This window comes from Nonomuraea sp. MTCD27 (assembly GCF_041950495.1).
In the GTDB taxonomy this organism is placed as follows: domain Bacteria; phylum Actinomycetota; class Actinomycetes; order Streptosporangiales; family Streptosporangiaceae; genus Nonomuraea.
On sequence record NZ_JBGNUW010000004.1, the window covers coordinates 708,528 to 731,572 of the forward strand.

Annotated in this window: 28 protein-coding genes; 16 read left to right on the top strand and 12 right to left on the bottom strand. The window is 71.6% G+C overall.

Features of this window, described 5'->3' with window-relative positions; genetic code table 11:
• Positions 1-3: 3 nt before the first annotated feature.
• Both ACBJ59_RS15475 and ACBJ59_RS15480 read right to left on the bottom strand, forming a co-directional pair.
• A complete protein-coding gene (locus ACBJ59_RS15475) occupies positions 4-582 on the bottom strand; it encodes an NADPH-dependent FMN reductase (RefSeq protein WP_375110945.1) in 579 nt (192 codons plus the stop codon).
• A gap of 68 nt (positions 583-650) precedes the next feature.
• Positions 651-1,223, bottom strand: coding sequence for a TetR/AcrR family transcriptional regulator (locus ACBJ59_RS15480; protein WP_375110858.1), 573 nt, complete (start codon positions 1,221-1,223; stop codon positions 651-653).
• A gap of 65 nt (positions 1,224-1,288) precedes the next feature.
• Between ACBJ59_RS15480 and ACBJ59_RS15485 the strand changes: the two genes are divergently transcribed.
• Together ACBJ59_RS15485 and ACBJ59_RS15490 are read left to right on the top strand one after the other, a co-directional pair.
• Positions 1,289-2,173, top strand: coding sequence for an ABC transporter ATP-binding protein (locus tag ACBJ59_RS15485; protein ID WP_375110860.1), 885 nt, complete (start codon positions 1,289-1,291; stop codon positions 2,171-2,173).
• Positions 2,170-3,660, top strand: a complete 1,491-nt coding sequence (locus ACBJ59_RS15490) for a hypothetical protein (protein ID WP_375110861.1) — start codon at positions 2,170-2,172, stop codon at positions 3,658-3,660. Before ACBJ59_RS15485 ends, ACBJ59_RS15490 begins: the two co-directional genes overlap by 4 nt.
• A gap of 64 nt (positions 3,661-3,724) precedes the next feature.
• Here ACBJ59_RS15490 and ACBJ59_RS15495 read toward each other — a convergent pair whose 3' ends face one another.
• The gene (locus ACBJ59_RS15495) at positions 3,725-4,465 is read right to left on the bottom strand and encodes a response regulator transcription factor (protein ID WP_375110862.1); all 741 of its coding nucleotides are present in this window, start codon (positions 4,463-4,465) and stop codon (positions 3,725-3,727) included.
• Positions 4,466-4,747: 282 nt separating this feature from the next.
• Between ACBJ59_RS15495 and ACBJ59_RS15500 the strand changes: the two genes are divergently transcribed.
• Complete coding sequence (locus tag ACBJ59_RS15500) at positions 4,748-5,218, top strand: hypothetical protein (RefSeq protein WP_375110863.1); 471 nt, start codon at positions 4,748-4,750, stop codon at positions 5,216-5,218.
• Between the two features lie 46 nt (positions 5,219-5,264).
• Positions 5,265-5,567, top strand: a complete 303-nt coding sequence (locus ACBJ59_RS15505; protein ID WP_375110864.1) for a hypothetical protein — start codon at positions 5,265-5,267, stop codon at positions 5,565-5,567.
• Between the two features lie 87 nt (positions 5,568-5,654).
• Here ACBJ59_RS15505 and ACBJ59_RS15510 read toward each other — a convergent pair whose 3' ends face one another.
• Positions 5,655-6,437 carry an SAM-dependent methyltransferase gene (locus ACBJ59_RS15510; RefSeq protein WP_375110865.1) on the bottom strand — a complete coding sequence of 261 codons (783 nt, stop codon included), beginning with the start codon at positions 6,435-6,437 and terminating at the stop codon, positions 5,655-5,657.
• A gap of 215 nt (positions 6,438-6,652) precedes the next feature.
• Here ACBJ59_RS15510 and ACBJ59_RS15515 point away from each other — a divergent pair, with 215 nt between their 5' ends.
• Together ACBJ59_RS15515 and ACBJ59_RS15520 are read left to right on the top strand one after the other, a co-directional pair.
• Entirely contained in the window at positions 6,653-6,817 is a 165-nt protein-coding gene (locus tag ACBJ59_RS15515) for a hypothetical protein (RefSeq protein ID WP_375110866.1), read from the top strand.
• A 126-nt stretch (positions 6,818-6,943) separates the two neighbouring features.
• Entirely contained in the window at positions 6,944-8,347 is a 1,404-nt protein-coding gene (locus tag ACBJ59_RS15520; RefSeq protein ID WP_375110867.1) for a hypothetical protein, read from the top strand.
• A 60-nt stretch (positions 8,348-8,407) separates the two neighbouring features.
• Here the strand turns inward: ACBJ59_RS15520 and ACBJ59_RS15525 are convergent, their stop codons facing one another.
• Positions 8,408-9,742: a hypothetical protein gene (locus ACBJ59_RS15525; protein WP_375110868.1), complete on the bottom strand. Its 1,335-nt coding sequence runs from the start codon at positions 9,740-9,742 to the stop codon at positions 8,408-8,410.
• Positions 9,743-10,016: 274 nt separating this feature from the next.
• Here ACBJ59_RS15525 and ACBJ59_RS15530 point away from each other — a divergent pair, with 274 nt between their 5' ends.
• The 4 genes from ACBJ59_RS15530 to ACBJ59_RS15545 are packed head-to-tail and all read left to right on the top strand — an operon-like array spanning position 10,017 to position 11,646.
• Positions 10,017-10,295, top strand: coding sequence for a hypothetical protein (locus tag ACBJ59_RS15530; protein ID WP_375110869.1), 279 nt, complete (start codon positions 10,017-10,019; stop codon positions 10,293-10,295).
• Entirely contained in the window at positions 10,241-10,966 is a 726-nt protein-coding gene (locus ACBJ59_RS15535) for a DUF6221 family protein (protein ID WP_375110871.1), read from the top strand. Before ACBJ59_RS15530 ends, ACBJ59_RS15535 begins: the two co-directional genes overlap by 55 nt.
• Complete coding sequence (locus tag ACBJ59_RS15540; RefSeq protein ID WP_375110872.1) at positions 10,963-11,334, top strand: hypothetical protein; 372 nt, start codon at positions 10,963-10,965, stop codon at positions 11,332-11,334. The genes ACBJ59_RS15535 and ACBJ59_RS15540 overlap by 4 nt, the downstream gene beginning before the upstream one ends.
• A gap of 57 nt (positions 11,335-11,391) precedes the next feature.
• Positions 11,392-11,646 carry a hypothetical protein gene (locus ACBJ59_RS15545; RefSeq protein ID WP_375110874.1) on the top strand — a complete coding sequence of 85 codons (255 nt, stop codon included), beginning with the start codon at positions 11,392-11,394 and terminating at the stop codon, positions 11,644-11,646.
• A 4-nt stretch (positions 11,647-11,650) separates the two neighbouring features.
• Here the strand turns inward: ACBJ59_RS15545 and ACBJ59_RS15550 are convergent, their stop codons facing one another.
• Positions 11,651-12,058 (bottom strand): DUF2267 domain-containing protein, encoded by a 408-nt coding sequence (locus ACBJ59_RS15550; RefSeq protein ID WP_364122996.1) that lies wholly within the window; start codon positions 12,056-12,058, stop codon positions 11,651-11,653.
• A gap of 344 nt (positions 12,059-12,402) precedes the next feature.
• Between ACBJ59_RS15550 and ACBJ59_RS15555 the strand changes: the two genes are divergently transcribed.
• Together ACBJ59_RS15555 and ACBJ59_RS15560 are read left to right on the top strand one after the other, a co-directional pair.
• Positions 12,403-13,575 (top strand): 4-hydroxybenzoate 3-monooxygenase, encoded by a 1,173-nt coding sequence (locus tag ACBJ59_RS15555; RefSeq protein ID WP_375110876.1) that lies wholly within the window; start codon positions 12,403-12,405, stop codon positions 13,573-13,575.
• 48 nt (positions 13,576-13,623) lie between these two features.
• The gene (locus ACBJ59_RS15560) at positions 13,624-13,962 is read left to right on the top strand and encodes a chorismate mutase (RefSeq protein WP_364122992.1); all 339 of its coding nucleotides are present in this window, start codon (positions 13,624-13,626) and stop codon (positions 13,960-13,962) included.
• 30 nt (positions 13,963-13,992) lie between these two features.
• Here the strand turns inward: ACBJ59_RS15560 and ACBJ59_RS15565 are convergent, their stop codons facing one another.
• From ACBJ59_RS15565 to ACBJ59_RS15575, 3 genes are read right to left on the bottom strand one after another with little or no spacing between them, the layout of a single operon-like run.
• On the bottom strand, positions 13,993-15,084 hold the full coding sequence (locus ACBJ59_RS15565) for a LacI family DNA-binding transcriptional regulator (RefSeq protein WP_375110877.1): 1,092 nt from the start codon (positions 15,082-15,084) through the stop codon (positions 13,993-13,995).
• Positions 15,085-15,114: 30 nt separating this feature from the next.
• A complete protein-coding gene (locus ACBJ59_RS15570) occupies positions 15,115-15,984 on the bottom strand; it encodes a PfkB family carbohydrate kinase (RefSeq protein WP_375110879.1) in 870 nt (289 codons plus the stop codon).
• Positions 15,985-15,987: 3 nt separating this feature from the next.
• Positions 15,988-16,992, bottom strand: coding sequence for an SIS domain-containing protein (locus ACBJ59_RS15575; RefSeq protein ID WP_375110880.1), 1,005 nt, complete (start codon positions 16,990-16,992; stop codon positions 15,988-15,990).
• 263 nt (positions 16,993-17,255) lie between these two features.
• Here ACBJ59_RS15575 and ACBJ59_RS15580 point away from each other — a divergent pair, with 263 nt between their 5' ends.
• The 4 genes from ACBJ59_RS15580 to ACBJ59_RS15595 are packed head-to-tail and all read left to right on the top strand — an operon-like array spanning position 17,256 to position 21,150.
• Positions 17,256-18,572, top strand: a complete 1,317-nt coding sequence (locus ACBJ59_RS15580) for an ABC transporter substrate-binding protein (RefSeq protein ID WP_375110881.1) — start codon at positions 17,256-17,258, stop codon at positions 18,570-18,572.
• An 11-nt stretch (positions 18,573-18,583) separates the two neighbouring features.
• Entirely contained in the window at positions 18,584-19,471 is an 888-nt protein-coding gene (locus tag ACBJ59_RS15585) for a carbohydrate ABC transporter permease (RefSeq protein ID WP_375110882.1), read from the top strand.
• Positions 19,465-20,301 carry a carbohydrate ABC transporter permease gene (locus ACBJ59_RS15590; RefSeq protein WP_375110883.1) on the top strand — a complete coding sequence of 279 codons (837 nt, stop codon included), beginning with the start codon at positions 19,465-19,467 and terminating at the stop codon, positions 20,299-20,301. Before ACBJ59_RS15585 ends, ACBJ59_RS15590 begins: the two co-directional genes overlap by 7 nt.
• A gap of 12 nt (positions 20,302-20,313) precedes the next feature.
• Positions 20,314-21,150: a sugar phosphate isomerase/epimerase family protein gene (locus ACBJ59_RS15595; RefSeq protein ID WP_375110884.1), complete on the top strand. Its 837-nt coding sequence runs from the start codon at positions 20,314-20,316 to the stop codon at positions 21,148-21,150.
• Here ACBJ59_RS15595 and ACBJ59_RS15600 read toward each other — a convergent pair.
• Genes ACBJ59_RS15600 through ACBJ59_RS15610 form a run of 3 tightly spaced genes read right to left on the bottom strand, consistent with a single transcriptional unit; the run spans position 21,147 to position 22,976 of the window.
• The gene (locus tag ACBJ59_RS15600; protein ID WP_375110885.1) at positions 21,147-21,902 is read right to left on the bottom strand and encodes a MauE/DoxX family redox-associated membrane protein; all 756 of its coding nucleotides are present in this window, start codon (positions 21,900-21,902) and stop codon (positions 21,147-21,149) included. The two genes, ACBJ59_RS15595 and ACBJ59_RS15600, sit on opposite strands and share 4 nt — an antisense overlap.
• A gap of 11 nt (positions 21,903-21,913) precedes the next feature.
• Positions 21,914-22,513: a cell wall protein gene (locus ACBJ59_RS15605; RefSeq protein WP_375110886.1), complete on the bottom strand. Its 600-nt coding sequence runs from the start codon at positions 22,511-22,513 to the stop codon at positions 21,914-21,916.
• A gap of 13 nt (positions 22,514-22,526) precedes the next feature.
• A complete protein-coding gene (locus tag ACBJ59_RS15610) occupies positions 22,527-22,976 on the bottom strand; it encodes a hypothetical protein (RefSeq protein WP_375110888.1) in 450 nt (149 codons plus the stop codon).
• Positions 22,977-23,045: the final 69 nt, after the last annotated feature.

The window sequence follows — 23,045 nt, forward strand, 5'->3', positions numbered from 1 at the left end:
AGGTCATGAGGCGTACGGCTGCCTGCGGCGGCCCTCGCGGAGCGTCCGGCCCCACCAGGTGAGCTGGTCGAGCAGGGCCGCGACGGCCCGCAGGAGGTCGTCGGTGTCGCGCGGCCGGCCGCACTCGTCGACGCCCGCGCCGAGCAGGTCGAGCCCTACCCAGTCGCGCATCGTCACGGCGTGCAGGGCGGAGAAGACCGTGCGGAGCTGCTCGACGGCGTAGTGGCCGCACGAGCCGGAGCCGTAGGCCACGATCCCGACCGGCTTGGCCTGCCATTCGTCGTAGGCGAAGTCGATGGCCTGCTTGAGCGGGGCGGGGAAACTGCGGTTGTACTCGGGGGTGACCACGACGAAGGCGTCGGAGCCGCCGACGGCCGCGGTGAAGTGCCGCATGGACGGCGTCGACTCGTCCGGGTAGCAGGCGGGGAAGGCGTACCCGGCCAGGTCGAGCACCTCGACGGACAGGTCCTCGCGGCGCCGGGCCCGCTCGGCGAACCAGCCGCCGAGCGTGTCGCACACGCGCCCCACCCGGGTGCTGCCGATGATCACCGCGACGCGGAGCGGGTCGTCGTCGCCCGGCATGGTGGTCACCCCCTTCCACCCTCAAGGCGCTAGGTGGGCCGCTAGATCGGATCTAGCGAGGGGTTCGGTCAGAAGCCCGCCAGTGCCCGGCGGCAGGCGCGGCGGGCCTCGGCGAGGGTCTCCTCGTCGGATCCGCCCTCGCCGATCGCGGCCGCCGCCGTCGCGCTCACGGCGCCGATCGCGGCCCCGACCATCGCGTACGCGGTCATCCGGTCGATCTCGCAGGCGTCCACGAGCGCGGCGGCCAGCCGCTCCAGCCGGGTGTTCGAGCGGTCGATGGAGGCTCGCGGCGAGAAGATCGGCAGCTTGACCGCCTCCCCGACCAGGCCGGGCGTCATCCCCAGGTCCCAGCTCTCCGTCAGCATCTCGTCGAAGGCCCTGGCCAGCAGCGCGGCGGGCGGCTCGCCGGGGGCGCGGGTGCCGATCACCGCCACGCCCGCGTCCACCCGCTCCACGCCGTGGGTGATCAGCACGTCCGCCTTGTGCCGGAAGTAGGTGAAGAACGTGCGCGGGGACACCTCGGCCGCGGCGGCTATCTGCGCGACGGTCGTGGCCTCGTACCCCTGCTCGTCGAACAGCCGCCCGGCGGCGTCGATGAGCGCCTGCCGCGTCCGCTGCTTCTTCCGCTCCCGCAACGACATGCCGGCCATGATATTGCAACCGATGCATATTTACAGAACTGCAAGTTTTGCGTAGCGTCCCAGCCATGGACCCTGTGATCGCGGTGTCCGGCCTCGTCAAGTCGTACGGGCGGGTCCGCGCGCTGGACGGGCTCGACCTCCACGTGGCGGCCGGGGAGATCCACGGCTACCTCGGACCCAACGGCGCGGGGAAGACGACCACCCTGCGCGTGCTGCTGGGGATGTTGCGCGCCGACGCGGGCGAGGTGCGGCTGCTGGGCGGGCATCCCTGGCACGACGCCGTACGCCTGCACCGCCGCCTGGCGTACGTGCCCGGCGACGTCACCCTGTGGGACGAGCTGACCGGCGGCGAGACGATCGACCTGCTCGGGCGGCTGCACGGCCGGGTGGACGAGCGGCGGCGCGGGGAGCTGATCGACCGGTTCGGGCTGGACCCCGGCAAGAAGGCGCGCACCTACTCCAAGGGCAACCGGCAGAAGGTCGCGCTGATCGCCGCGCTGTCGGCCGAGGCCGAGCTGCTCCTGCTGGACGAGCCCACCTCCGGCCTCGACCCGCTCATGGAGGCCGAGTTCCGCCGCTGCCTGGCCGAGCGCCGCGCGCAGGGCACCACGATCCTGCTGTCCAGCCACATCCTGGCCGAGGTGGAGGCCCTGTGCGACCGGGTGAGCATCGTCCGCCAGGGCAGCGTCGTCGAGTCGGGCACCCTGGCCGAGCTGCGCCACCTCACCTGGACCTCGATCACCGCCCGGCTGGAGCGGCCCCTGGAGCGGCTGGACGGCGTACACGACCTGCGCGTCCACGGCACTGAGGTGAGCTTCCGCGTCGACAGCGGGCAGGCCGGTGAGGTGCTCACCCGGCTGACCGCGTTCGGCCTGCGCGACCTCACCGCCCAGCCGGCCACTCTGGAGGAGCTGTTCCTGCGCCACTACCAGGTGGCGGCGACCCCATGAGCACGCTGGTCCGCCTCATCCTGCGCCGCGACCGGCTGCTCATCGCCCTCTGGATCGCCGCGGCCGTCGCGGTGCCGGCGTTCAACGCCTACTCCCTGGGCGCGCTGCTGCCCACCCAGCAGATCAGGGAAGCGTTCGTGGCGGTCAGCACCGCCAACCCCATCGCCACGGCGCTGCTCGGCCCGGTCCACGACACCTCCATCGCGGGGCTGGTCGCCTGGCGGTCGAGCGTGCAGAGCCTGCTCATCACGGGTCTGGCGGGGCTGCTGTTCGCCATCAGGCACACCCGTGCCGAGGAGGACGCGGGCCGCGGGGAGCTCGTGGCGGCGGGAGCCGCCGGCAGGTACGCCTCCGTCAGCGCCGTCATGGCCGTGGCCACCGCCGTGAACGTGGCCGTCGCCGCGCTGCTCGCCGTCGTGCTGCCCCTCGGGTTCGGCCATCCCTTCGGGGGGTCGCTGCTGTTCGGGCTGACGGCCGGGGCGGGAGGCACGGTGTTCGCCGCCTGCGGGCTCGTCGCGGCGCAGCTCTCCCAGAGCGCGCCGCTCGCGCGCGGCGCCGGCGTGGGCGTGCTGGTGGCGGGGCTCGTGCCCGGCGTCGTGGTGCCGGAGGACCGGATCGGGATCTTCCCGGCCGGATGGCCGCGCATCGCCCGTGCGTACGGGGCCGAGCAGTGGTGGGTCCCGCTGCTGCCGCTGGGGTTCGCGGTGGTGCTCACCCTGGTCGCGTACGCGGTCTCGGGGCGCCGTGACCTCGGCGCGGGCCTGCTGCCGGACCGCGCGGGCGGCACCGGGCCGGTGCGGGGCAGGCTGGGCAGCCCCGTCGCGCTGGCCTGGCGGTTGTACGGCGGGCAGGCGGCCGGGTGGACGGTCAGCCTGGGCACGGTCTCGGTGGGGGTGGGCTGGGTGTCCGGCTCGTTCGAGGTCGGCACGATCACGGGGCAGAGCCTGCTGGAGATCTTCACGTACGTCTTCTGCCTGGTCGTGGCCTGCCTGGCCGTGGCGGGGGCGCTGCGGCCGTACGCGGAGGAGAGCCGCGGCCGCGCGGAGCCCCTGCTGGCCCGGCCCACCGGCAGGACGCGCTGGCTGGCCGGGCACGTCGCGCTCTCGATGGCCGCGCCCACCGCCATGCTGCTGGCCGTCGGCCTCGGCACCGGGCTCGGCAGCGGCCGGCCGGCCGCCCAGATCGGCACGGCGCTGATGTTCGCGCCCGCCACCTGGGCGATCGCCGGCATCACGATCGCCGCGTACGGCCTGCGCCCGCGCCTCGCCGCCCCCACCGGCTGGGTGACGGTCGCGCTGTCGGCCGCCTGCGTGGCGATGTGGGAGGCCGGGACGATCGGCAGGGCGGCGTTCCTGCTCACCCCGTTCGGCTACGGCCATCCCGCGATCTCACCCGGCTTCGTGGCTCCGGCCGTGTTCACCCTGGTCGCCGCCGTGTTCGTGACCGTCGGCGGCGCCGCCTTCGCCCGCCGGGACCTGCTCGGGTGAGGCCGGGGTTCCGGCCTCCCCGGGACGCTGGTCACCCCGACCCGCCCGGTCTCCAGCGACATCGTCATACGGCCGGTCGGATGGTGTATCCCACGCCGCGCACGGTGTGGATCATCGGCTTGCGCTGGGCGTCGATCTTGCGGCGCAGGTAGGAGATGTACAGCTCGACCACGTTGCTCTGGCCGCCGAAGTCGTAGGCCCACACGCGGTCGAGGATCTGCGCCTTGCTGAGCACCCGCCCCGGGTTGTGCATGAGGAAGCGCAGCAGCTCGAACTCCGTGGGCGTCAGCCTGATCTCCTTGCCGGCCCGGCGTACCTCGTGGGTCTCCTGATCCAGCGTGAGGTCCCCGACCGCGAGCCCGGAGTCCGGCCGCGCCCGCTCCGCGCCCGAGCGGCGCAGCAGCCCCCGCAGCCTGATGACGACCTCCTCCAGGCTGAACGGCTTCGTGACGTAGTCGTCGGCCCCCGCCCGCAGCCCGACGAGCCGGTCCCGCACCGAGCCCCGCGCGGTCAGGCACAGGATCGGCACCCGCGGCAGCACCGCGCGCAACCTGGGCAGGAGCTGGATCCCGTCCATGTCGGGCAGCATGACGTCCAGGACGATCGCGTCGGGCCGCAGGCCCCGGGCCGCACGGATGGCCTCGCCGCCGTTGCGCGCGCAGCGCACGTCCCACGACTCCTGGCGCATGACCATCGACAGGAGCTCCGTCAGCGGGGGCTCGTCGTCCACCACCAGGATGCTGATCGAGTTGCCGTGGGGCCGGTGCACCGGCTCGGACTGGAAGTTCGTGCTGGTCGTGTGCATAGCCGTGACGATGACGTGCTTGTATGAGTGTTTGATGATGGCTTCTTATGAATCGACTGTGAGTCGATGAGCGCGGCTTGACCGCCTCTGAGCAGCGGAGCAGGTCTCGGCGTCGGAAGTACGGCGAGCTGACGTGGTCCACAGCCACGGGCCGCCGTCCGCGCCTGCGGTCCCATCCGGCGCACTGATCTACGGAGGATCTTGAGCATGCACGCGTACGGTGAGGCTGGCGCGAGATCATAGGCGTGCACATCAGAACGTGTTCTGACATAGGCTCGGTGGGTGAGCAACAGCCATGCCGACGCAGTGACCTTCTCCGACTTGTCGAGAAACCCACGCGCGGTCGCCGAGCGGGCGGCTCGCCTGGGACGGGTGCGTGTCACGCATCGAGACGCCCCCGACTTCTACCTGACCGCGGCTGACCGTGAAGAGGAGCGCGAACGGACGCTGAATACCGCGTCCCGGTTGCTCCTCGCCTTGATCAAGCACGACCCCACCGCGCGTGCGCTGGTCATGGCCATGCCGGAGGTCTTCCCATGGGTTCGCCACCTGACTTCGGACGAGCTGCGTGCGTTCACCCTGGAACTGGTCGAAGCGCTCTCCGACGCGGCCGAACTGGACGTCGATGCGACTACCCAGGAGGTCATAGCGGGCTGGCGAGCCACTGCCAGAATCAAGGCAGACCCTGCGCACCACGCCGAGGCCCGCCGGCCCACGAACGGTGACTTCGGGCCGGTGCAGGTCTCGGCATGAGCCCGAAGCGCGGAGACCGGGTTACGGTGCCGCCTCCGGATGACCAGTGGATGTGCGGTTCGGCACCAGCGACGCGGTCCGGGGCTGGGAGGAGCTGTGCCGTCATGCCCTGGCCAATACACGTCGGTGCTTCGAGACGCTGCGGGTTGATCCACGTTCGGGCTCCAGCCACGATCGGCAACATCGTCTACGGGGTGACCTCGCGACTCACCGTCACAACGGCAAGGACTTGGAACAGTGGGAGTTCGAGGTCACGAGCGGCGGGCGTGTGCGTTATGCCATCGACGACACGACGCGTACCGTCTGGGTGATCTACGCGTCGCCTCGACACCCCAAGGACACCGAATAGCGAACTCGTCGCAGAGGGCGGCGTGGCGCAGCAGGATCCTGTCAGGACGCAGGCGCTGTCGGTCGGGCGATTCTGGTCCCCTGTCAGTCAGCTCTTGCGGCCCACGCCTGCGTAATAGACGGCCTCGCGGTCGGCGTACAGGGTTTCGGGGACGGGGCGCCAGCGGGGGAGGGCGACCACGCCTGGCTCCAGGAGGTCGAGGCCGTCGAAGAAGCCGGTGACCTCTTCGAGGGTGCGCAGGGTCATCGGGCTGCCGCCGCTCTCGTTCCAGTGCCGTACGCCCTCGTCGAGTTGCGTGCCGACGAGGCCGTGGGAGATGGCCAGGTGGCTGCCCGGCGCCATGGGGGCCAGGAGGGTGCGGATGATCGAGGCGGCCTCGCCGGTGTCGGGGAGGAAGTCGACGACGCCGAGGAGGGTCAGGCCGATGGGGCGGTCGAAGTCGAGCAGGTCGCGGACGGCGGCCAGGATCTTGTCGGGTTCGCGCAGGTCGGCGTCGATGAACGCGGTCGTCCCGTCCGGGGCGCTGCGCAGCAGGGCGCGGGCGTGGGCCAGGACCATCGGGTCGTTGTCGACGTACACGACGTGGCTGTCCGGCGCCACCGACTGGGCCACCTGGTGGGTGTTGTTCGCGGTCGGGATGCCGGTGCCGATGTCCAGGAACTGGCGGATGCCCGCCTCGCCGGCCATGTAGCGCACCGCCCGGCCGAGGAACTCCCTGTTGGTACGTGCCAGCACCGGCAGCTCGGGCACGGCCGCGAGGATCTGCTCGCTCACGACGCGGTCGATCTCGTAGTTGTCCTTGCCGCCCAGCCACAGGTCGTAGATGCGGGCGGGGCTCGGGATGTCGGTGTCGAGCGGACGTTCGGTCATCGGTGGCGCCTTCCCAGGGACAAGGGGGAGTCATCGGCTATATCGGGCTATATGGCGATATGAGGAAGAGCGTACTCGTCGAAGATCGCCTGCACCCCGGCTTCTGGGGATGGGCGGGCGGACAGTGGTGGTGAGGGTCTTCAAAAGGGGAGGGGCAGTCCGGGGGCCCGGCCGTGGGGGGTGGGGCCGGTGCGGATGCTGCCGCTCTGCCGGAATTGGGCGCGCACGTCAAGGACGACCCGTGGGAGGGCGCGGGCCGCTTCGCCGGAGACCGCAACACCGGGCCCGGGGCGGCCGTCACGCCGGACCGGCCGCAGCTCACCGACGCGCAGGCGGCCGGGCACACCCTGGAGAGGTGTCTCGGGGGCCGGCGGCCCTGAGGCTCGGCGGGCGGTTGCACGCCGTTCGCCGGGCTTTACCCGGAACAATCCAGCCCTAGAGTAATCGAATCACTACCCAAAGTTACGATGGCGAAGTTCGCGCATCTATTACTCCAGGGGGCTGGAATGACTGACGAGACCCGGGCCGACAAGATCAGTATCGACACGGAGGAAGAGGTGGCGCTCGGCGGGGAGGCCGCGCTGCTGCACGCTCAGGACGACCCGGTGGCCTCGGCCGCCGTCGACGCGGCGGTCGAGACCGAGCTGCTGGAAGATGCCCCGGCGCGCGAGGCGGTCGAAGCCAGGCGGGAGAGCGAGCACCAGATCGCCGAGCTCACCTCCAAGGACCAGGAGCGGGTCCGCCGTTTCCAGCGTGAGCTGCGCACCATGGGCGCCGACGTCTGGCCGGTGGCCAGGTGGTGGGGCTACGAGATCCACCTCAACGAGTCGGCCGCGCTGCTGGCCGCCGAGATCCCGCAGCTCATCGGCGAGACCGCGGGCACCGTGCTCGGTCCCTGGCTCGCGCCGATCGTCGAGCGCGCCGTGCGGGCCAAGGCCGGCTGGATCGCCTCGGTCGCCCGGCCGTACGGGGTCAAGCTGGTCTCGCCGTGGACCGCGCCCGGCATGCTCGTACCGGCCCGGCAGGACGGCCGGCCCGCCGGGGACGCCGCGCTGTACTGGGCGGTGCACGAGCCGGGGGAGGGCTGGAGCCGGGACCAGCGGTTCGTCGACCACTTCAGCGCGTCGAGCCCGGCGCTGGCCGAGTTCCAGGACCGGCTCTACCTGGCCCATCGGGGCAACGCCGGCGACGCCGCCCTGTGGTGGGCGGTCTACGACGCCGAGGAGGGCTGGAGCGAGGACCAGCGCTTCCCGCAGCACTTCAGCGACGCGGGGCCGGCGCTGGCGGCGTACGACGGGCAGCTCTACTGCGTGCACCGTGGCGCCGGCGGCGACGCGGCGCTGTGGTGGGCCCGCTGGGACGGGTCGAGCTGGAGCGCCGACGAGAAGCTGCCGCAGCACTTCAGCGAGGCGGCTCCCGCGCTGGCCGCGTACGACGGGCAGCTCTACTGCGTGCACCGCGGCGCCGGCGACGACTCGGCGCTGTGGTGGACGCGCTGGGACGGCTCGAAGTGGAGCCCGGACCAGAAGCTGCCCGGCCACGCCAGCCGCTCGAACCCGGCGCTGGCGGTCTACCGGGGCCACCTCTACTGCGTGCACCGCGGCGCCGGCGACGACTCGGCGCTGTGGTGGACGCGCTGGGACGGCTCGAAGTGGAGCCCCGACCAGAAGCTGCCCGCCCACCACGCCACGGAGGGCCCGGCCCTGACCGTCTACAAGGACCGGCTCTACTGCCTGCACCGCGGCGGCTCGGACCAGAGCCTGTGGTGGACCAGCTTCAACGGCTCCGGCTGGACCGCCGACGAGCGGCTGCCCGAGCACTACAGCGCCGAGGGCCCGGCGGCCATCGCCTACCGCGACAAGAACGCCACCCGCGACCAGCTCCTGTGCGTGCACCGGGGCATCCGCTAGCGGACATGGAAAGTGCCGGCTCGCGGTCCGCGGGCCGGCACTCGTGTGCTCAGGGGCAGGTCACCAGCCGGCGAGCTGCTCCAGGAACCACTCGATCAGCGGCCTGGACACGGAGCTGTGCTCGGTGTTGGCCACGTCGCAGCAGAACGCGTCCAGGAACGTCTCGTCCTTCGGCAGGTCGCTGAGGTCGCGGTACAGGTCCGACTGCCACTGGAACGGGTCCCTGGCCAGGGCGATCGCGCTGACCGCCGGGACGAAGCAGCTCCACCTGAACCGGTCCTGGATCGGCAGCCCCACCGCGTCGGCGAGCCGGCCCCAGGACTCCAGCGTGCCGCCGGGCGCCCCGTCGAACGCGGCCACGTGCGAGGTGGCGCTCGTCCACACCGGCGCGCCGAAGCGCACGACGCCGACGTTCTGCAGCTCGCCCATGTCCGGCTGGATCCGGGCCGTGAGCTGCAGCGCTTCGTGCTGCAGGTCGAAGACCGGCGTCCCCGGAGCCAGGTCGGGACCGATGCCGTTGCCGGTGCCGTTGGCCAGGCCCAGCTTGTACGGGCGCATCGGGAACCAGCCCACCCTGCGCAGGTCCTCCAGGAACTCCTGGCGCAGCGCGCTGGAGCTCGTCACCGGACCCGAGTAGTCCGCGCTCTCGACCCAGCCCCACAGGAGCTGCTGCGCGGCCGGGCTGCGGATCAGCTCCGCCTGCCCGGGGCCGTCGGAGCGCGGCTCCAGCGCCTCGTGCAGGTAGGCGAGCTGCTGGAGCACCAGCGGGATCCAGGCGCCGAGGTGCGGGGTGTCGTAGGAGAAGTACTTGTCGGTCTGGTGGTCGATGCGCTCGTTCTCCATGCGGGCCAGGGCGTACCTGGTGATCATCCCGCCCATGCTGACCCCGCCGACGACCAGCGGGTTGTCGCCCCGCCGCTCCTCGATCGCGCGCAGCACGCAGGTGACCGCCACGGCGGCGTTGGCCTGGATGGAGATGTGCCGCTGGTCGAACCCGAGCAGCACGACGTCGATGCCCATCGTCCTGAGCTGGTCGAGGAAGCCGGGCGCGCCCTTCTGGTACGGCTGGTTGAAGTGCCGCCACAGCTCGTCCAGGTCGCTCGGCCCGTAGTTGAAGCCGTCGGCCAGGATCAGCGGCCTGGTCAGCGCGTCGTGCCCGTCGGCCAGGTGCACGGCCGCCCGTCCGGTGGCGATGCGGCCGTGGTGCGGCTGGTCGCCCACCAGGTCCCAGGTCTGCTCCGCCTGGCGGGCCTCGCCCCGGCGCTCCGGCGGGGTGGCGAACCAGACCCCCTGCTGCCCGAGCGAGTCGGCGATCCGCTCGACCTGCTCGGAGCTCAGACTGCGCTCGATCCCGTCGGCCCTGGTCTCGACGTCGATTCTCGGTTCCTGCGCCATGCTCGATCCTCTCGATAGCTGCGGGGCCCACCGGGGGCCACTGAGCACACCCTACGGTTACGTTCAGTAATATTCCGAGCACAAAACGTGGTGGCGTGGTATGGCGTTCCCCCAGGTCAAGTGAGGTCGCGACGCCGCAGCCCGGCTTGCTCGGCGGCATCGGCCACGGGCCCGCGGATCCGGCGCCCCACCTGATCCGGGCGGGCAATATTCGCACCGGCCCGGGGCAGAGGAGGGGCACGGACGGAGGACATCGGATGAGTTCGGGGGAGCCATGGCCGGCACCGGAACGCAGGCGTTCTGGATCGACGCCGCACACGCGGGCACGCAGGAGCACTACGGCGAGCAGCTGCGCAAGTGGCGGCACGCCTTCGCGGCCACGGAGGACGAGCCGGCCGCGGAGGGCGTCACGCTGGATCCGCTGCACTTCGCGCTGGGGGCTGGGAGGTGGCCACCCGGCCGGTGGCGGACTCTCCCTACGTACGCCGCCATGCCCGCGTGCTGGACGCCACCTGCCACCGGCCGGAGGAGGCGCGGGGCCTGCTGGCGGTGATCGAGCTGGCCGTGCCGGCGCCGGTGCGGCTGTCCGGCGGATGGGTGAGCTGGCAGCGGCAGGACGGGGACGACGGGACGTACGCGGCGCCGCCGTACGAGCGGCCGACCGCGCTGACCACGATGGAGCTGCGCCTGCCCCTGCCCGCCGACCGCCTGCCCACCCCCACCAAGGCGCGGGCCTCCGGGCTGCCCAACCTCGACGACGCCCAGGCCGCGCTCGAAGCGCTCATCGCGGAGCTGAACGCCGTGGTCACCCCGTTCGTGCGGGAGCTGGAGGGCGGCGGGGAGGCGGGGCCGATGCCGGAGTGGCTGCGTACGCAGATCGAGGCGGACAAGGCGACCGCCGAGTCGGCGGGGGCGCGCGCCTGGCGGTACGTGCCGGCCCACAAGGGCAACCGGCTGGAGTTCGACGAGCGGCGGGGCGTGGCCGCGATCGGCTTCCACGACGACGACCTCCTGCAGCCGGTGGAGGCGATCCACATCGCGCTGCACGACCCGGCCGACGTCGTCGCGCGCTGCACGGCCGAGCTGGCGCTGCTGGCCGAGCACGGCCGGGACTGCCCCGAGTGCGCGTCCGGGTCGCCCTGCTCGACGCTGCGGTGCCTGGCGGCCGGCTACCACCTGCGTCCCGGCTGGCGGGACGAATGGGCGGCAAGGGGCGCCTCATGAACCGGCCCGACGACCCCGGCACGAACCGGCGGGACGATCCCGGCGACGAGTTCTTCGCTCCGGTGCTGCGGGAGCCGCCGCCCCCGAAGGACGGGCCGGTGAGCGACACCGGCGTGCCGGGCGTGCCCGGAGCCGGTCACGGGCAGTGGCCGCAATCCCCGCCGCCCGCGAACAAGCTGAGCCTGCGCCTGCTCGCCGCCGGCCTCGTGCTGCTCGCCGGGGTGGTGCTGACCGTGCTGGCGCTGCTCGCCGCCCGGCCCGCGCTGGCCGTCCCGCCCGCCGTGGTGGCGCTGGCCGCGGCCGTCTACCTGGTCGCCTTCAGCGTGCGGCGGTCCCGCTCGAACGGCGGCCCGCCCACGTTCTGTTGAGGTTTCACAGCTCCCAGCTGGGTAAACGCCAGGCGGGAGCCGACGGAGGAGCTTGAGATGTCCATGTCGCTGATCGACAGAGAATGCGTCCGCCAACTGCTGGACTCGCAGCAGCCGGACGCCACGCTGGTGTTCGTGCGGGGTGAGTGCGTGGTCATGCCGGCCACTGAGGTGGACGACGCCCACAAGGGGCTGGTCATCGCGCGGCGGGACGAGGTGCTGGCCCAGCTCCCGGACGACGCCCCGACGGACCAGGCCCTCGACGGCCTGGCCCACCGGCTGGACAACATCGTCCGGGACCTGGGCGCCTGATCCGTCAGAGGTGGCCCCGGCTGCCGGCCGTCACGAGCGGGCGCAGGTCCTGCGGGAGGCTGTCGCAGACCTTGTCCATGACATGGCCCTGCGTCGCCTCCGCGGTGACCTCCAGCACCACCCGCGCGATGTAGGTGGCCTGCGGCTTGTCGACGCCGGCGCGGCCGGCGACCCGCTGCACGAACTCCTCCCGTCCGAAGTGCTCCCCGGTGCCGAGGCCGCCGAAGACCTCGGTACGCCGGAGGTTCTCGGCGATCTCGTGCGGCAACTGGGCGGCGAGATGTTCGGCGAGCCCTTCGGGAATGCGCTCGCCGAGCGTCTCCAGTGTCGCCCTGCTCGCCCGCTCGGCCTGCTCACGGCCGCGGAGGTGAGCGCGTGCCTGTACTTTTCCGATGAATTCGTCGTGTTGCACGATTCCTCCACACGACTGAGTCCGCCCTGTGGCGTGGATGTGTTGACCGAGGATCTACAGCGCCGCCTACGGGGCGGGCTGGCTCCCGCCCCCCGGTCCGGGGCACGGAACCCCGGGAAGAGCGGGCCCTCCTGAGCGGGCTACCCGGGCGCCTTATACGGAAACGACTCCTGTGCGCTGCGGCGGGGTGAAAAGTAGGAAAGCGCTTCCAGCAGTTCGCCCGCGGCGTGCCGGCGGTGCGGGAGGAGGGCGCGGACCCCTCGTGACCTGGCAGGCTTGCGGATGCGTCGATCTTGGTGTCGGATGCCGAGCCGTAGGGATCTCTCACCCCCCAGGAGACCGGCATGCGCGAGAGCACCGAGGTCGTCGTCATCGGAGCCGGCCCGGCCGGCCTGACCCTGGCCAACCTGCTCCAGCGGGCCGGTGTCGCCTGCGTGGTGCTGGAGCGGCAGAGCCGGTCCTACGTGGAGCGGCGGCAGCGGGCGGGCGTGCTGGAACACGCGGGCGCGCGCGTCTTCGAGGACTGGGGCCTGGCCGACAGCGTGCTGGCGGGCACGCCGCGCGACGGCATGCTGGAGATCCGCGTGGACGGCGAGCCGCGCTACCTCGACGTCCCCGGCCTGGCCGACGGCAGGGCGGGCCGGATCGTGCCGCAGCAGGTCCTCGTCGGCCGGCTCGTCGCGGCCTTCCTGGAGGGCGGGGGAGACCTGCGGTTCGACGCGGGCGAGGTGCGCCCGCACGATCTCGACGGCGCCTCCCCGGTCGTCAGCTACCGGGGCCCGGACGGCGTCGTACGCGAGATCGCCTGCTCCTACGTCGCCGGCTGTGACGGCTACCACGGTGTCAGCCGCACCGCCGTGCCCGCGGGGGCGCTGACCACGTACACCTATGACCACGGCATCGGCTGGTTCACGGTGCTCGCCGATGTCCCGCCGCCGCGCCACCCGCTCCTCGCGGTGCATTCGGCGGGCTTCGCGGCCCAGTTCCCCAGGGGGCCCGGGGCCTGCCGCTTCTATCTCGAATGCGCGCCCGACGACGCCCTCGACGACTGGGGCGACGAGCGGATCTGGGCGCAGTTGCGGCTCCGGCTCGGTGACGCGGGCCTGCCCGAGGGGCCGATCACGGAGAAGGCGGTCGTGGAGATGCGCAGCTTCGTCGTCGACCCGATGAGCCACGGCCGGCTCTTCCTGGTCGGCGACGCCGCGCACATCATCACCCCGATGGGCGGCAAGGGCATGAACCTGGCCATCGCCGACGCGAACGTGCTGGCCCACGCGTTGCGCGCGGCGCTGCGCGAGGGTGACGACGGGCGGCTGGCGGCGTACTCGGCCACGTGTCTCAAGCGGGTCTGGAACCACCAGGAGTTCTCCCGCTGGATGACCGAGATGCTGCACGAGTCCGGCGACGCCACGCTGGCCGGGCCGTTCCGCCGTGAGCTCGCCAGGGCGCGGCTGGAGCGGCTGTTCGCCTCGGGCGCGGCGGCTCGTGCCTTCGCCGACCTGATGGCTGGCGGGTAACATTTCCCCTTCAAAGGCCATATACCGCCCAAGGGGGACATTTTTGTGGTGAAAGCCTCTGAAGATCGGCCTGATGAGGAGATATTCGTCCGCAAGGAGCTGCAGCGGCTCCGAGCGAGCATCGACAACCTGGACGCCGCCCTCGTCCACCTGCTGGCCGAGCGGTTCAAGTGCACCCAGGAGGTCGGCCGGCTCAAGGCCGAATATCAGCTCCCCCCGGCGGACCCCGAGCGGGAGGCGGCCCAGATCCGCCGCCTTCGCGCGCTCGCCGAGGACTCCAAGCTCGATCCGGTCTTCGCCGAGCGGTTCCTGACCTTCATCATCGCCGAGGTCGTCCGGCACCACGAGCTGATCGCCAGCAGCAGGGCCGCGGCCCGCGCCACCTGAGGCCGCCGGGAGAACGAGCACGCCGGCAGGTCAGACCTCCCGAGGAGCAGCCACCGAGGCGCGCTGGATGAGGCGTGAGCGCAGGGTGTGCATCTCGCGGGCGGGCGCGGCCCCGCCGAGGATGTCGAGGAGCACCTGCGCGGCCTTCGCGCCCAGCTCGTGCACCGGCTGGGCGATCATCGTCAGCGGTGGCTCCATGACGGCGGCCCACGCGCTGTCGTCGAACCCGATCAGCGCCACGTCGTCCGGATAGGACAGCCCCGCCTTCCGCAGGGCGCGCAGCGTGCCCGTCATGCCGTCGGTCTCGGTGCAGAACACGGCGGTGACCCGGTCGGGCAGCGCGAGCATGCGGCCGACCTCGCCCACCACCCGCTCCTCGGTCTTGGGCCCCACCATCACCAGCTCCGGATCGAACGGGATGTGCGCGTCGTCGAGCGCGTCGAGGTATCCGCGCAGCCGCTCCCCGTCCGTCCACAGGTTGTGGGCGGCGGCGGCCAGCAGCTCCCGCCTGGTCGAGGGGACCTTCGCGACCGGTGGCCCCCAGACGAACCCGATGCGGCGGTGCCCGGCCGCGATGAGCACCTCGACCGCCTCGCGCGCCGCCTCCCGGTTCTCGATGACCACCGCGTCGAGGTCGAGCGCGGCGACCGCGCGGTCGACCAGCACGATCGGGATGCCCCGGTCCGTGGCGGCCCTGAGGTGGGCGACCTGGTTGCGGTCGAGGGCCGCCGAGGAGACGATCATGCCGTCCACGCGCTTGTCGATGAGCACGTCGGTGGCCGCCACCTCCTCCTGGAGGTTCTCGTACGTGCTCAGCACGATCACGTCGAACCCCCGCGCCCGCGAGGTGTCGGAGATCCCCCGCAGCAGCCCGGCGAAGAACGGGTTGCCGATGTCGGCGACGATCACGCCCAGGGTGTGGCTCACGCCCGTGGACATGCTCCGCGCCAGGGCGTTGGCCCGGTAACCGAGCTTCTCGGCGGCCGCGAGCACCCGCGCGCGCAGCTCGGGGCTGACGTATCCGTAGCCGCCCAGCGTCCGGGCCGCCGTGGCGCGGCCCACGCCGGCCTCCGCCGCCACCTCGGAGATGGTCGGCCCCGCCTGGCCACGGTCAGCTGGCATGGATCCCGTCCCTCGTTCCTGTTCGGCCCATCACATGCTAGTCACGGGAGCCCGCCGGCCATGGCCGAAGGCGCCCTCGACGAAGCACTGATCCCGGGCCGCCTCGGCGCCCTGCCGCAGGGCCCGCTCGATCATGGCGGGCCCCGCGGGGGAGCCGGCGGCCCAGCCGTCGCGCAGCAGCGAGACGGCGAACCCGGTGAGGAAGGCGTCGCCGCAGCCCATCGTGTCCACGATGTCCTCGGCCAGGCGGGCCGGGGCCGACAGGGTGACCCGGCCGTCGTGGGCGAGCGCGCCGTGCACGCCCCGGGTGCCGAGCGCGAGCCGGGCGCCCCGCCGTACCGCCTCGGCGAGCAGGCCGGCGGTGGCCTCCTCGTCGAGGTGGGAGCAGGACAGCAGCACCAGGTCGGCGTGCGGGCAGACGCGGTCGAGGTAGCCGGCGTCGCGGTAGTCCTCCTCGCTGGACAGGTCGAAGCTGACCAGCGTGCCGAGCGCGGCCAGCTTGGGCAGCTCGGGCTCGCTGCGGGAGTAGACGCTCGAATGCACGAGGTCGAAGCCGCTCACGTAGGAGAGCAGGTCGTCGTCGAGCACGAGAGGCTCGCGCACGGTGACGCCGCCGCCGTTCCAGCCGAGGAAGACGCGGTCGCCGTCGTCGACGCGCAGGTGCGAGACGCCGCTCTCACCCGCCCGTACGACGCTGCGCTCCACGGCCACCCCTTCGGCGGCGATCGACTCGCGCAGGAAGCGCCCCAGGTCGTCGTTGCCGAAGACGCCCAGGTAGGCGGCCTCGGCGCCGAGGCGGCGGGCGTAGACGGCGACGTTGACGCTGTTGCCGCCCGGGTAGTCGATGCCCCGGTCGCCGAACCGGTCGACGATGTTGTCGCCGAAGCCGAGCACTCTCATCGCTCAGTAGTCCATGACCCGGTAGTAGCGGCGCAGGTCGAGGGAGTGCTCGCGGACCCGCTCCAGATGCTTGCTGACCCGGCTCATCACGGTGTCGAGCACGAGCGGCGCGAGCAGGCCGCGGAACTCGGGGCTGATCCCGGTGAGCGGGTAGTCACGCGTGTCGAAGACGGTGACGTCCTTGGAGACGCGGCGGGCGAACGCCTCGGCGCGGTCGGTGAGCGGCCGCGTCTCGTCCTCGCCCTGGAAGACGATCACGCTCGTGTCCTCCTCCAGCAGCTCCAGTGAGCCGTGGAAGAACTCCGCGCTGTGCACCCTGGTGGTGCGCAGCCACTGCATCTCCTCGAGGATGCACATGGAGTAGAGGTAGGTGAAGCCCCACAGGTTCCCGCCGCCGATGAGAAAGTGGTAGCCGGCGTCCTTGTGGGCCTCGGCGAACGCGGCGGCCACCGGCTCGGCCTGCCTGGCCACCTCGACCAGGATCCCGGGCAGCCCGGCCAGCTCGTCGGCCAGCTTCCCGTAACCGTCGAACTCGCCCCTGCGGGCGAGCAGCCGGCCCGTGAACAGCAGCAGCTGCATGTCGAACGGCCAGGTCTTGGGCTTGGAGACGAGCGCCGCATCCACCTTCTCGGCGATGGGCGAGTCGGCGTGGCCGGTGAAGGCGATCGTGTAGGCGCCCTTGGACCTGCAGTACTCGATGGCGCGGACGCTGTCGTCGGTGGTGCCGGAGACGGAGGTGAAGACCGCCACCGTGCGCTCGCCGAGCCGGGCGTCACCGGAGACGATCAGCTCGGCCGCGATCGCGGCGCGCACGTCGAGCGTGGACAGCCGCCGGGCGAGGTGCTCGTACGGCCACATCTGGGCATATGTGCCGCCCGCGCCGACCAGGAGCAGCTGATCGAACCCGCGGTCCACGAGCCGGTCGACCAGCTCCTCGATCTCAGGGCGCAGGGCCACCGCGCTCGCCACCTGGGAGACAAATTCCGGCTCGTCGAATCCGAGCATCATCGCATCCTTTCCGGGGAAATGCCGCGACCGGCGCCGTCCATGCGGTCTGATACCGGTATCACGCGGCAGTCACGTTGGCACAGCGCGCCGCGCGCCGTCAACCTCGCCCGCCTCCACACCTAAGCTGAGCAGGGATTTGTTCGAGCTCTGCGAGGTCACGCGGGGTTAACGAAAGAAAGATCTTGGCTTACGGGTCTGGTACCGGTATCAGACGAGCTGTATGGTCGGCCAACACCAAGGCTCCTGGAAGAGAAAGGAAGCCCATGCGCCCTCGCGCACTGTCGACGTTCGCGGCACTCCTCGGGACCCTCACGCTGGCCGCCTGCTCCGGAGGCGGAGCCGCCGCACCGGCCCCGGCGGCCGACGCCGCGGCCAAACCGGAGTTCTCCGGCACGCTGAGCATCCTCACCAAGTTCGCCGGCGAGCCCACGGGCCCCTATTTCGAGAACCTCGCGGCCGCGTACCGGAAGCAGCACCCGCAGGTGAAGATCGAGCTCATCCAGGAGACCGACCAGAGCATCAAGGACAAGCTCAAGACGCTCACCGCCTCCGACGCGCTGCCCGACGTCTACTTCACCTGGACCGGCAACTGGGCGGACAACTACATCCGCGGGGGCCGCGCGGCCGACCTCACCAAGGTGATCGGCCCGGACACCGAATGGGGCCGGACCTTCAGCCCGGGCTCGCTGGCCGCCTTCGCCCGCGACGGCAAGAACTACGGGATCCCGCTCTACGGCAACGGCAAGTTCATGGGCTACAGCAAGAGCGCCTTCGACAAGGCCGGGGTCAAGGTGCCCGGCACGTTCGAGGAGCTGATCGCCGCCTGCGGCCCCCTGCGCAAGGCCGGGTACGAGCCCATCGCCTTCGGCAACAAGGACGGCTGGCCCGCCCTGCACTACCTGCAGCAGCTCTTCGCCTACAACGTGCCCGAGGCCACCCTCCAGGCCGACTTCGACCCGGCCACGGCCAAGCTCGACGACCCGGGCTACGTCAAGGCGCTCGGCCAGTTCAGGACCCTGGTCGACCAGTGCACCGACACCCGCGACGGCACGAACGGCGTGCTCTACAGCTCCGCCCAGGAGGCGTTCGCCAACGGCAAGGCCGCCATGTACTACCAGGAGATCCTGGAGTTCGACAACGCCACGTCGGCCCGGGTGAAGCCGGACGACTTCGGCATCTTCCAGCTCCCGGTCCCGCAGGGCGCCGCGGGTGACCCGGCGGTGCTGGAGGGCTCGCCCGAGGGCTACCTGATCAACGCCAGGTCGCCCCGGGTCGCGCTGGCCGTGGACTTCATGAAGTTCGCCACGAGCCTGGACAACGCCAAGACCCTGTCCTCCCCGCCGTACGGGCAGCCCAGCACGGTCGTCGGCGCGGTCACGCCCGAGACCTCCAGCAAGGCCGTCTACGAGGGCGTGCAACTCGTCAACAAGGCGCCCAAGCTGGCCATCTGGCTCGACACCGTCACCGTGCCCGAGGTGGCCGACGCGTGGCTGGCCGGCGGCGAGGCGATCATCAGCGGCGGCATGACGGCCGAGAAGGTGCTCGAAAGCGTGCGTCAGGCCTCGGCCGAGGCCAGGTAGGGAGGCCCTCCGTGCGCGCCACCCTGCGAAGGACCCTCGGCCTGGCGTGGGTCCTGCCCGCCCTCGTGCTGGTCGGAGCGTTCGTCTACCTGCCGCTCGTCCAGAACCTTCAGTTCAGCACGCTCAAGTGGGACATCTACAGCGGCAGCCAGGAGTACGTCGGCCTGGCCAACTACACGAAGCTCGTCGAGGACCCGGTCTTCTGGTCGTCGTTCGGCAACAACGTGCTGTACGCGGTGGTCTCCATCGTGTTCCAGGTGTTCGGCGCGCTGCTGCTGGCCGCGATCATCGAGGGGGTGCGCGGCGAGCGGTGGCAGCGCGTGTTGCGGGCGGTCTACTTCATCCCGTCGGCGATCTCGCTGACCGTGGCGGGCCTGCTGTTCTACTTCGTCTACGAGCCCAACCTGGGCCCGCTCAACCACGCGCTCAAGGCGGCCGGCCTCGGCGACCTGGCCCAGGCGTGGCTGGGGCAGGAGAGCACGGCCATGTCGGCGATCATCGCGATGAGCCAGTGGCAGGGCTTCGGCTACTCCACGCTGCTGTTCGCGGTCGCCATCCAGCGCATCCCCACGGAGATCTACGGGGCCGCCGCCATCGACGGCGTCGGCCCGGTGCGCCGCTTCTTCGGCGTGACGGTGCCGCTCGTGCGGGAGATGACCGGGCTCATGGCCATCGTCACGATCTCGGGCGCGTTCCAGGTGTTCAACGAGGTCATGGTGATGACCGCGGGCGGGCCGAACAACTCGACGCAGGTGCTGGGCACCTGGTTGTACCGCAGCGGGTTCGTCCGCAACAACTTCGGCTACGCCGCCGCCATCGCCACCGTCCTGTTCGTGATCACGCTCGGCATCGCGGTGGCGCAGCTCTGGGTCACCCGCAGGAGAAGGGTGGAATGGTGACGCGCCTGAGCTTCCTCGGGGTGATCGCCCGGGTCTTCATGTGGGCGTTCCTGCTGGCCCTCGCGGTGGTCGTGCTCTATCCCCTGCTGTGGATGACGCTCAACGGGTTCAAGACCAACGCCGAGCTGTTCGGCGACCCGTTCGCGCTGCCCCTGTACTGGAGCTTCGAGAACTACCAGAAGGCGTGGAACCGCGGCGTCAGCGACTATCTCACCACCAGCGTGCTGGTCACGCTGACCTCGACGGTCGCCACCGTGTTCGTCAGCGCGTGGGCCGCCTACGGCCTGACCCGGGTGAACATCCCGCTCAACAGGACCCTCACGGCGGCGATCCTCGGCGGGCTCATGCTGGCCCCGACCGTGGCGCTCGTGCCGTTGGTGAAGATGTTCCAGGCCATGGGGCTGTACAACACGTTCTGGGCGCTGCTCATCCTGTACACCGCCTTCCGCATCCCGTTCACGACCTTCCTCATCCGCGCGTACATGATCGATCTGCCGCGTGAGGTGGACGAGGCCGCGGAGATGGACGGCGCGGGCAGGTGGACGGCGTTCTGGCGGATCATCCTGCCGATGTGCAAGCCGATCCTCACCTCGACGGTGCTGCTGCAGATCCTCTTCACCTGGAACGAGTACCTCTTCGCGATGGTCTTCACCAGCGGCACCGGCGTGCAGACCCTCCCGGTGGGCCTGACGAGCCTGATGAGCAAGCACGGCACCGAATATCCCGTCGTCTTCGCCGGGATGGTGATCGCGGCGCTCCCGGTGGTGCTGCTGTTCTTTCTCGGCCAGCGCTACATCGTCAAGGGCCTGGCCGACGGCATGGGCAAGTAAGGAGCTCCGAAGATGGCACTCTCCCTCCGGCAGGTCACCGGCTCGAACTTCGCCTACCAGCACCTGCCGTTCGACCGCTTCCTGGACGACGCGGCCGAGCTCGGCCGCGAGCGGGTCGAGCTGTGGGGCATCGCGCCCCAGCTGCACGTCCCGCGGCTCAGCGACGCCGAGGCGCGCGCGATCCGGCGCCGCGTCGAGTCGCGCGGGCTCGCCGTCCACTGCCTCACCCCCGAGCAGGTGATGTACCCGGTCAACCTGGCCTCCCCGGTCACCTGGCTGCGCGCGCGGAGCGTGGCGGTGTTCCGCCGGGCCGCGGAGCTGAGCGCCGAACTCGGGGCGGAGCTGCTGCTGCTCACGCCGGGACGCGGCTTCGAGGACGAGCCGGTCGAGGCCGGGTGGCGGCGCTCGGCCGACGCGATCGGCGAGATCGCCGAGTACGCGCGGACGCTCGGCGTGACGTGCGTGCTGGAGGCGCTCCAGCGGGTGGAGTCGAACCTGGTCAACGACTCGCGGGCGCTGGCCAGGATGATCGGCGAGATCGGGGCGCCGAACCTGGGCGCCGTTCTCGACACCGTGGCCATGGCCGTCGCGGGGGAGTCGGTGGACGACTACTTCGACGCCCTCGGTGACCGCGTCCGGCACGTCCACCTGATCGACGGGCGCCCGGCCGGCCATCTGGCCTGGGGCGACGGGGAGCTGCCGCTGGCCGGCTACCTGGCGGCCCTGGACCGCCGGGGGTATCGGGGGCAGCTGACGTTCGAGCTGTTCGGCGACGGCACGTACGCCTTCGGCCCCCGGGCGGCCGTCGAGCGCTGTCTCGCCGCCGTGCGGGCCGCGCTGCCCGGTTAGGCGTCCACCAGGGCGACCCGTACGGCTCCCGGGTCGTCGCCGGACAGGGGGACGGCGAAGACCGCGGTGCGCTCGCGGGCCCCGTACACCACGAACCGCACGCCGTCCTCGTCCCACGTCTCGCGCACGTCCGAGGTGAGCTGGGCGGACGCCGAGCAGTACGCGGGGCTGCGGCGCAGCAGGTGCAGGGAGGACTCCAGCGGGACGGCCGCGGGAGCCGGGCCGGCGAGGGGGCGGCGCAGGCGGACCAGGAGGCGCCGCAGCGGGGTGAGCCAGTGGCGGTCCAGCTCGGCCGAGAGGGTCAGCAGGACCAGGACCTCCACCAGCACGACGGCGGGGAGCGGCGGTTGCCCCGATCCGGTCATGGCGATCAGGGCGGCGGCCAGCAGCAGCCCGGCGCGGGCGAAGGCGCGCGCGTCCACGGGCCGGGAGTGGGCGCCCAGGCAGCCGCACGACGAGGTGGGCGCGGCGACGTGCGCGTAGGTGAGGTAGACGAGGAACCCGGCCGACAGCGCCGCGGCGGCCGTCGCGTTCAGGGGGTGGAGCGGGGGCAGCGGCAGCGCGGCCGCCACAGCCAGCTCCGCCAGACCGACGAGCCGCAATGCGGGGACCGCGCGCGCCGGGCCGGTCAGCCGGGCCAGGGCGGTCTGCCCGGCCTGCGCCCGCATCCGGCGGTTGAGCAGCTTCGTCAGGCCGGCCCAGAGGAGGAAGAGGGCGATCACGTACGGCTGCGACGCGGCGATCCCGTGCATCTGCTTCCTTCCTAGTGAGGGGAGAAGACGGTGGCGATGTCCACTTCGTTGGTGTCCGGGCGCCAGGCACCGAGGATCTGCACGTGCTGGCTCACTTTCAGCATCGACAGGTCCGCGGTGGGCGGCGACTCGGAGTGGATGGCGACCGACCTGCCGGCCACGACGTGGCACAGCACCTCGTGACCGTTGTGGTCGAGGTGGATGGTCTGGGTGGTGATGTTCTTGATGTGGCCCTTGATGTTGACGATGTTGAGCCACACCGACTCGGCGGCCAGCATCCCGTCCGGCATGCGCACGCCCCTGGCGTACAGGCCGTCACCGGGTCTGGCCTGGTCGAACGGCACCGGGCCGAGCTTCCACAGGCTCGTGCCGTCCACGACCCTGATGGTGTGGAAGACCATGTTCGAGCCCAGGACGAGCAGCGTGTTGTCCTTGATCGAGCGGATCCGGCCCTCGGCGAAGTCCGGGTCGGGCGCGCCCGGCTCGACCTTCTGGGCGGTCGTGGTGGCGAAGGCCGCCTCGGGGCCGAGCGAGCCCAGCGCGGTCGCGGCGACGACGCCGGCGCCCCCGCCGAGCACGGCGGACCTGAGCATGTCCCTTCTGCTGCGCATCGGTCGCCCCCTTCTAGGCCGTCGAGATCTCCACCGGCCGCAGGCCGGACGAGAGGCTGGCGATCTGGCTGTAGGCGGCCGGGGTGAGGTCGATCAGCCGGTTGCTCGCGCAGGTCGCGCCGCAGCAGCTGCGCTCGCCGCAGAACAGGTCGGTCTGCGGGCCGCAGTCGGCGATGGCGGTGACGACGCTGGTGCCGCTGCACAGTGCCGTGACGCGGTGGCGGAAACCGCAGGTCCGGCGCGACAGGCCGACGCCGCAGCTGTCGGGGCGGGTGATCGCCCAGCAGGCGTCCGAGGTGTTGGGCCAGGCGTGCTGGAGGTTCCCGGAGTTGCAGGTGCCGCAGGCTCCCTTGCCGGTGCTGCTGCACGGTCCCCAGGCGGTGCCGCAGCAGAACCAGGAGACCTCTCCTTGGACGGGGCCGAGTAAGTCGGCGGGCGGGCCGGTGGACTTGCTACGCGCCATGCGCGTCCTCCTTGGGTGAGCTCTGGACGATCTCAGCGAGGGGTTGAAGCTTTCCGACTCGATCTATGA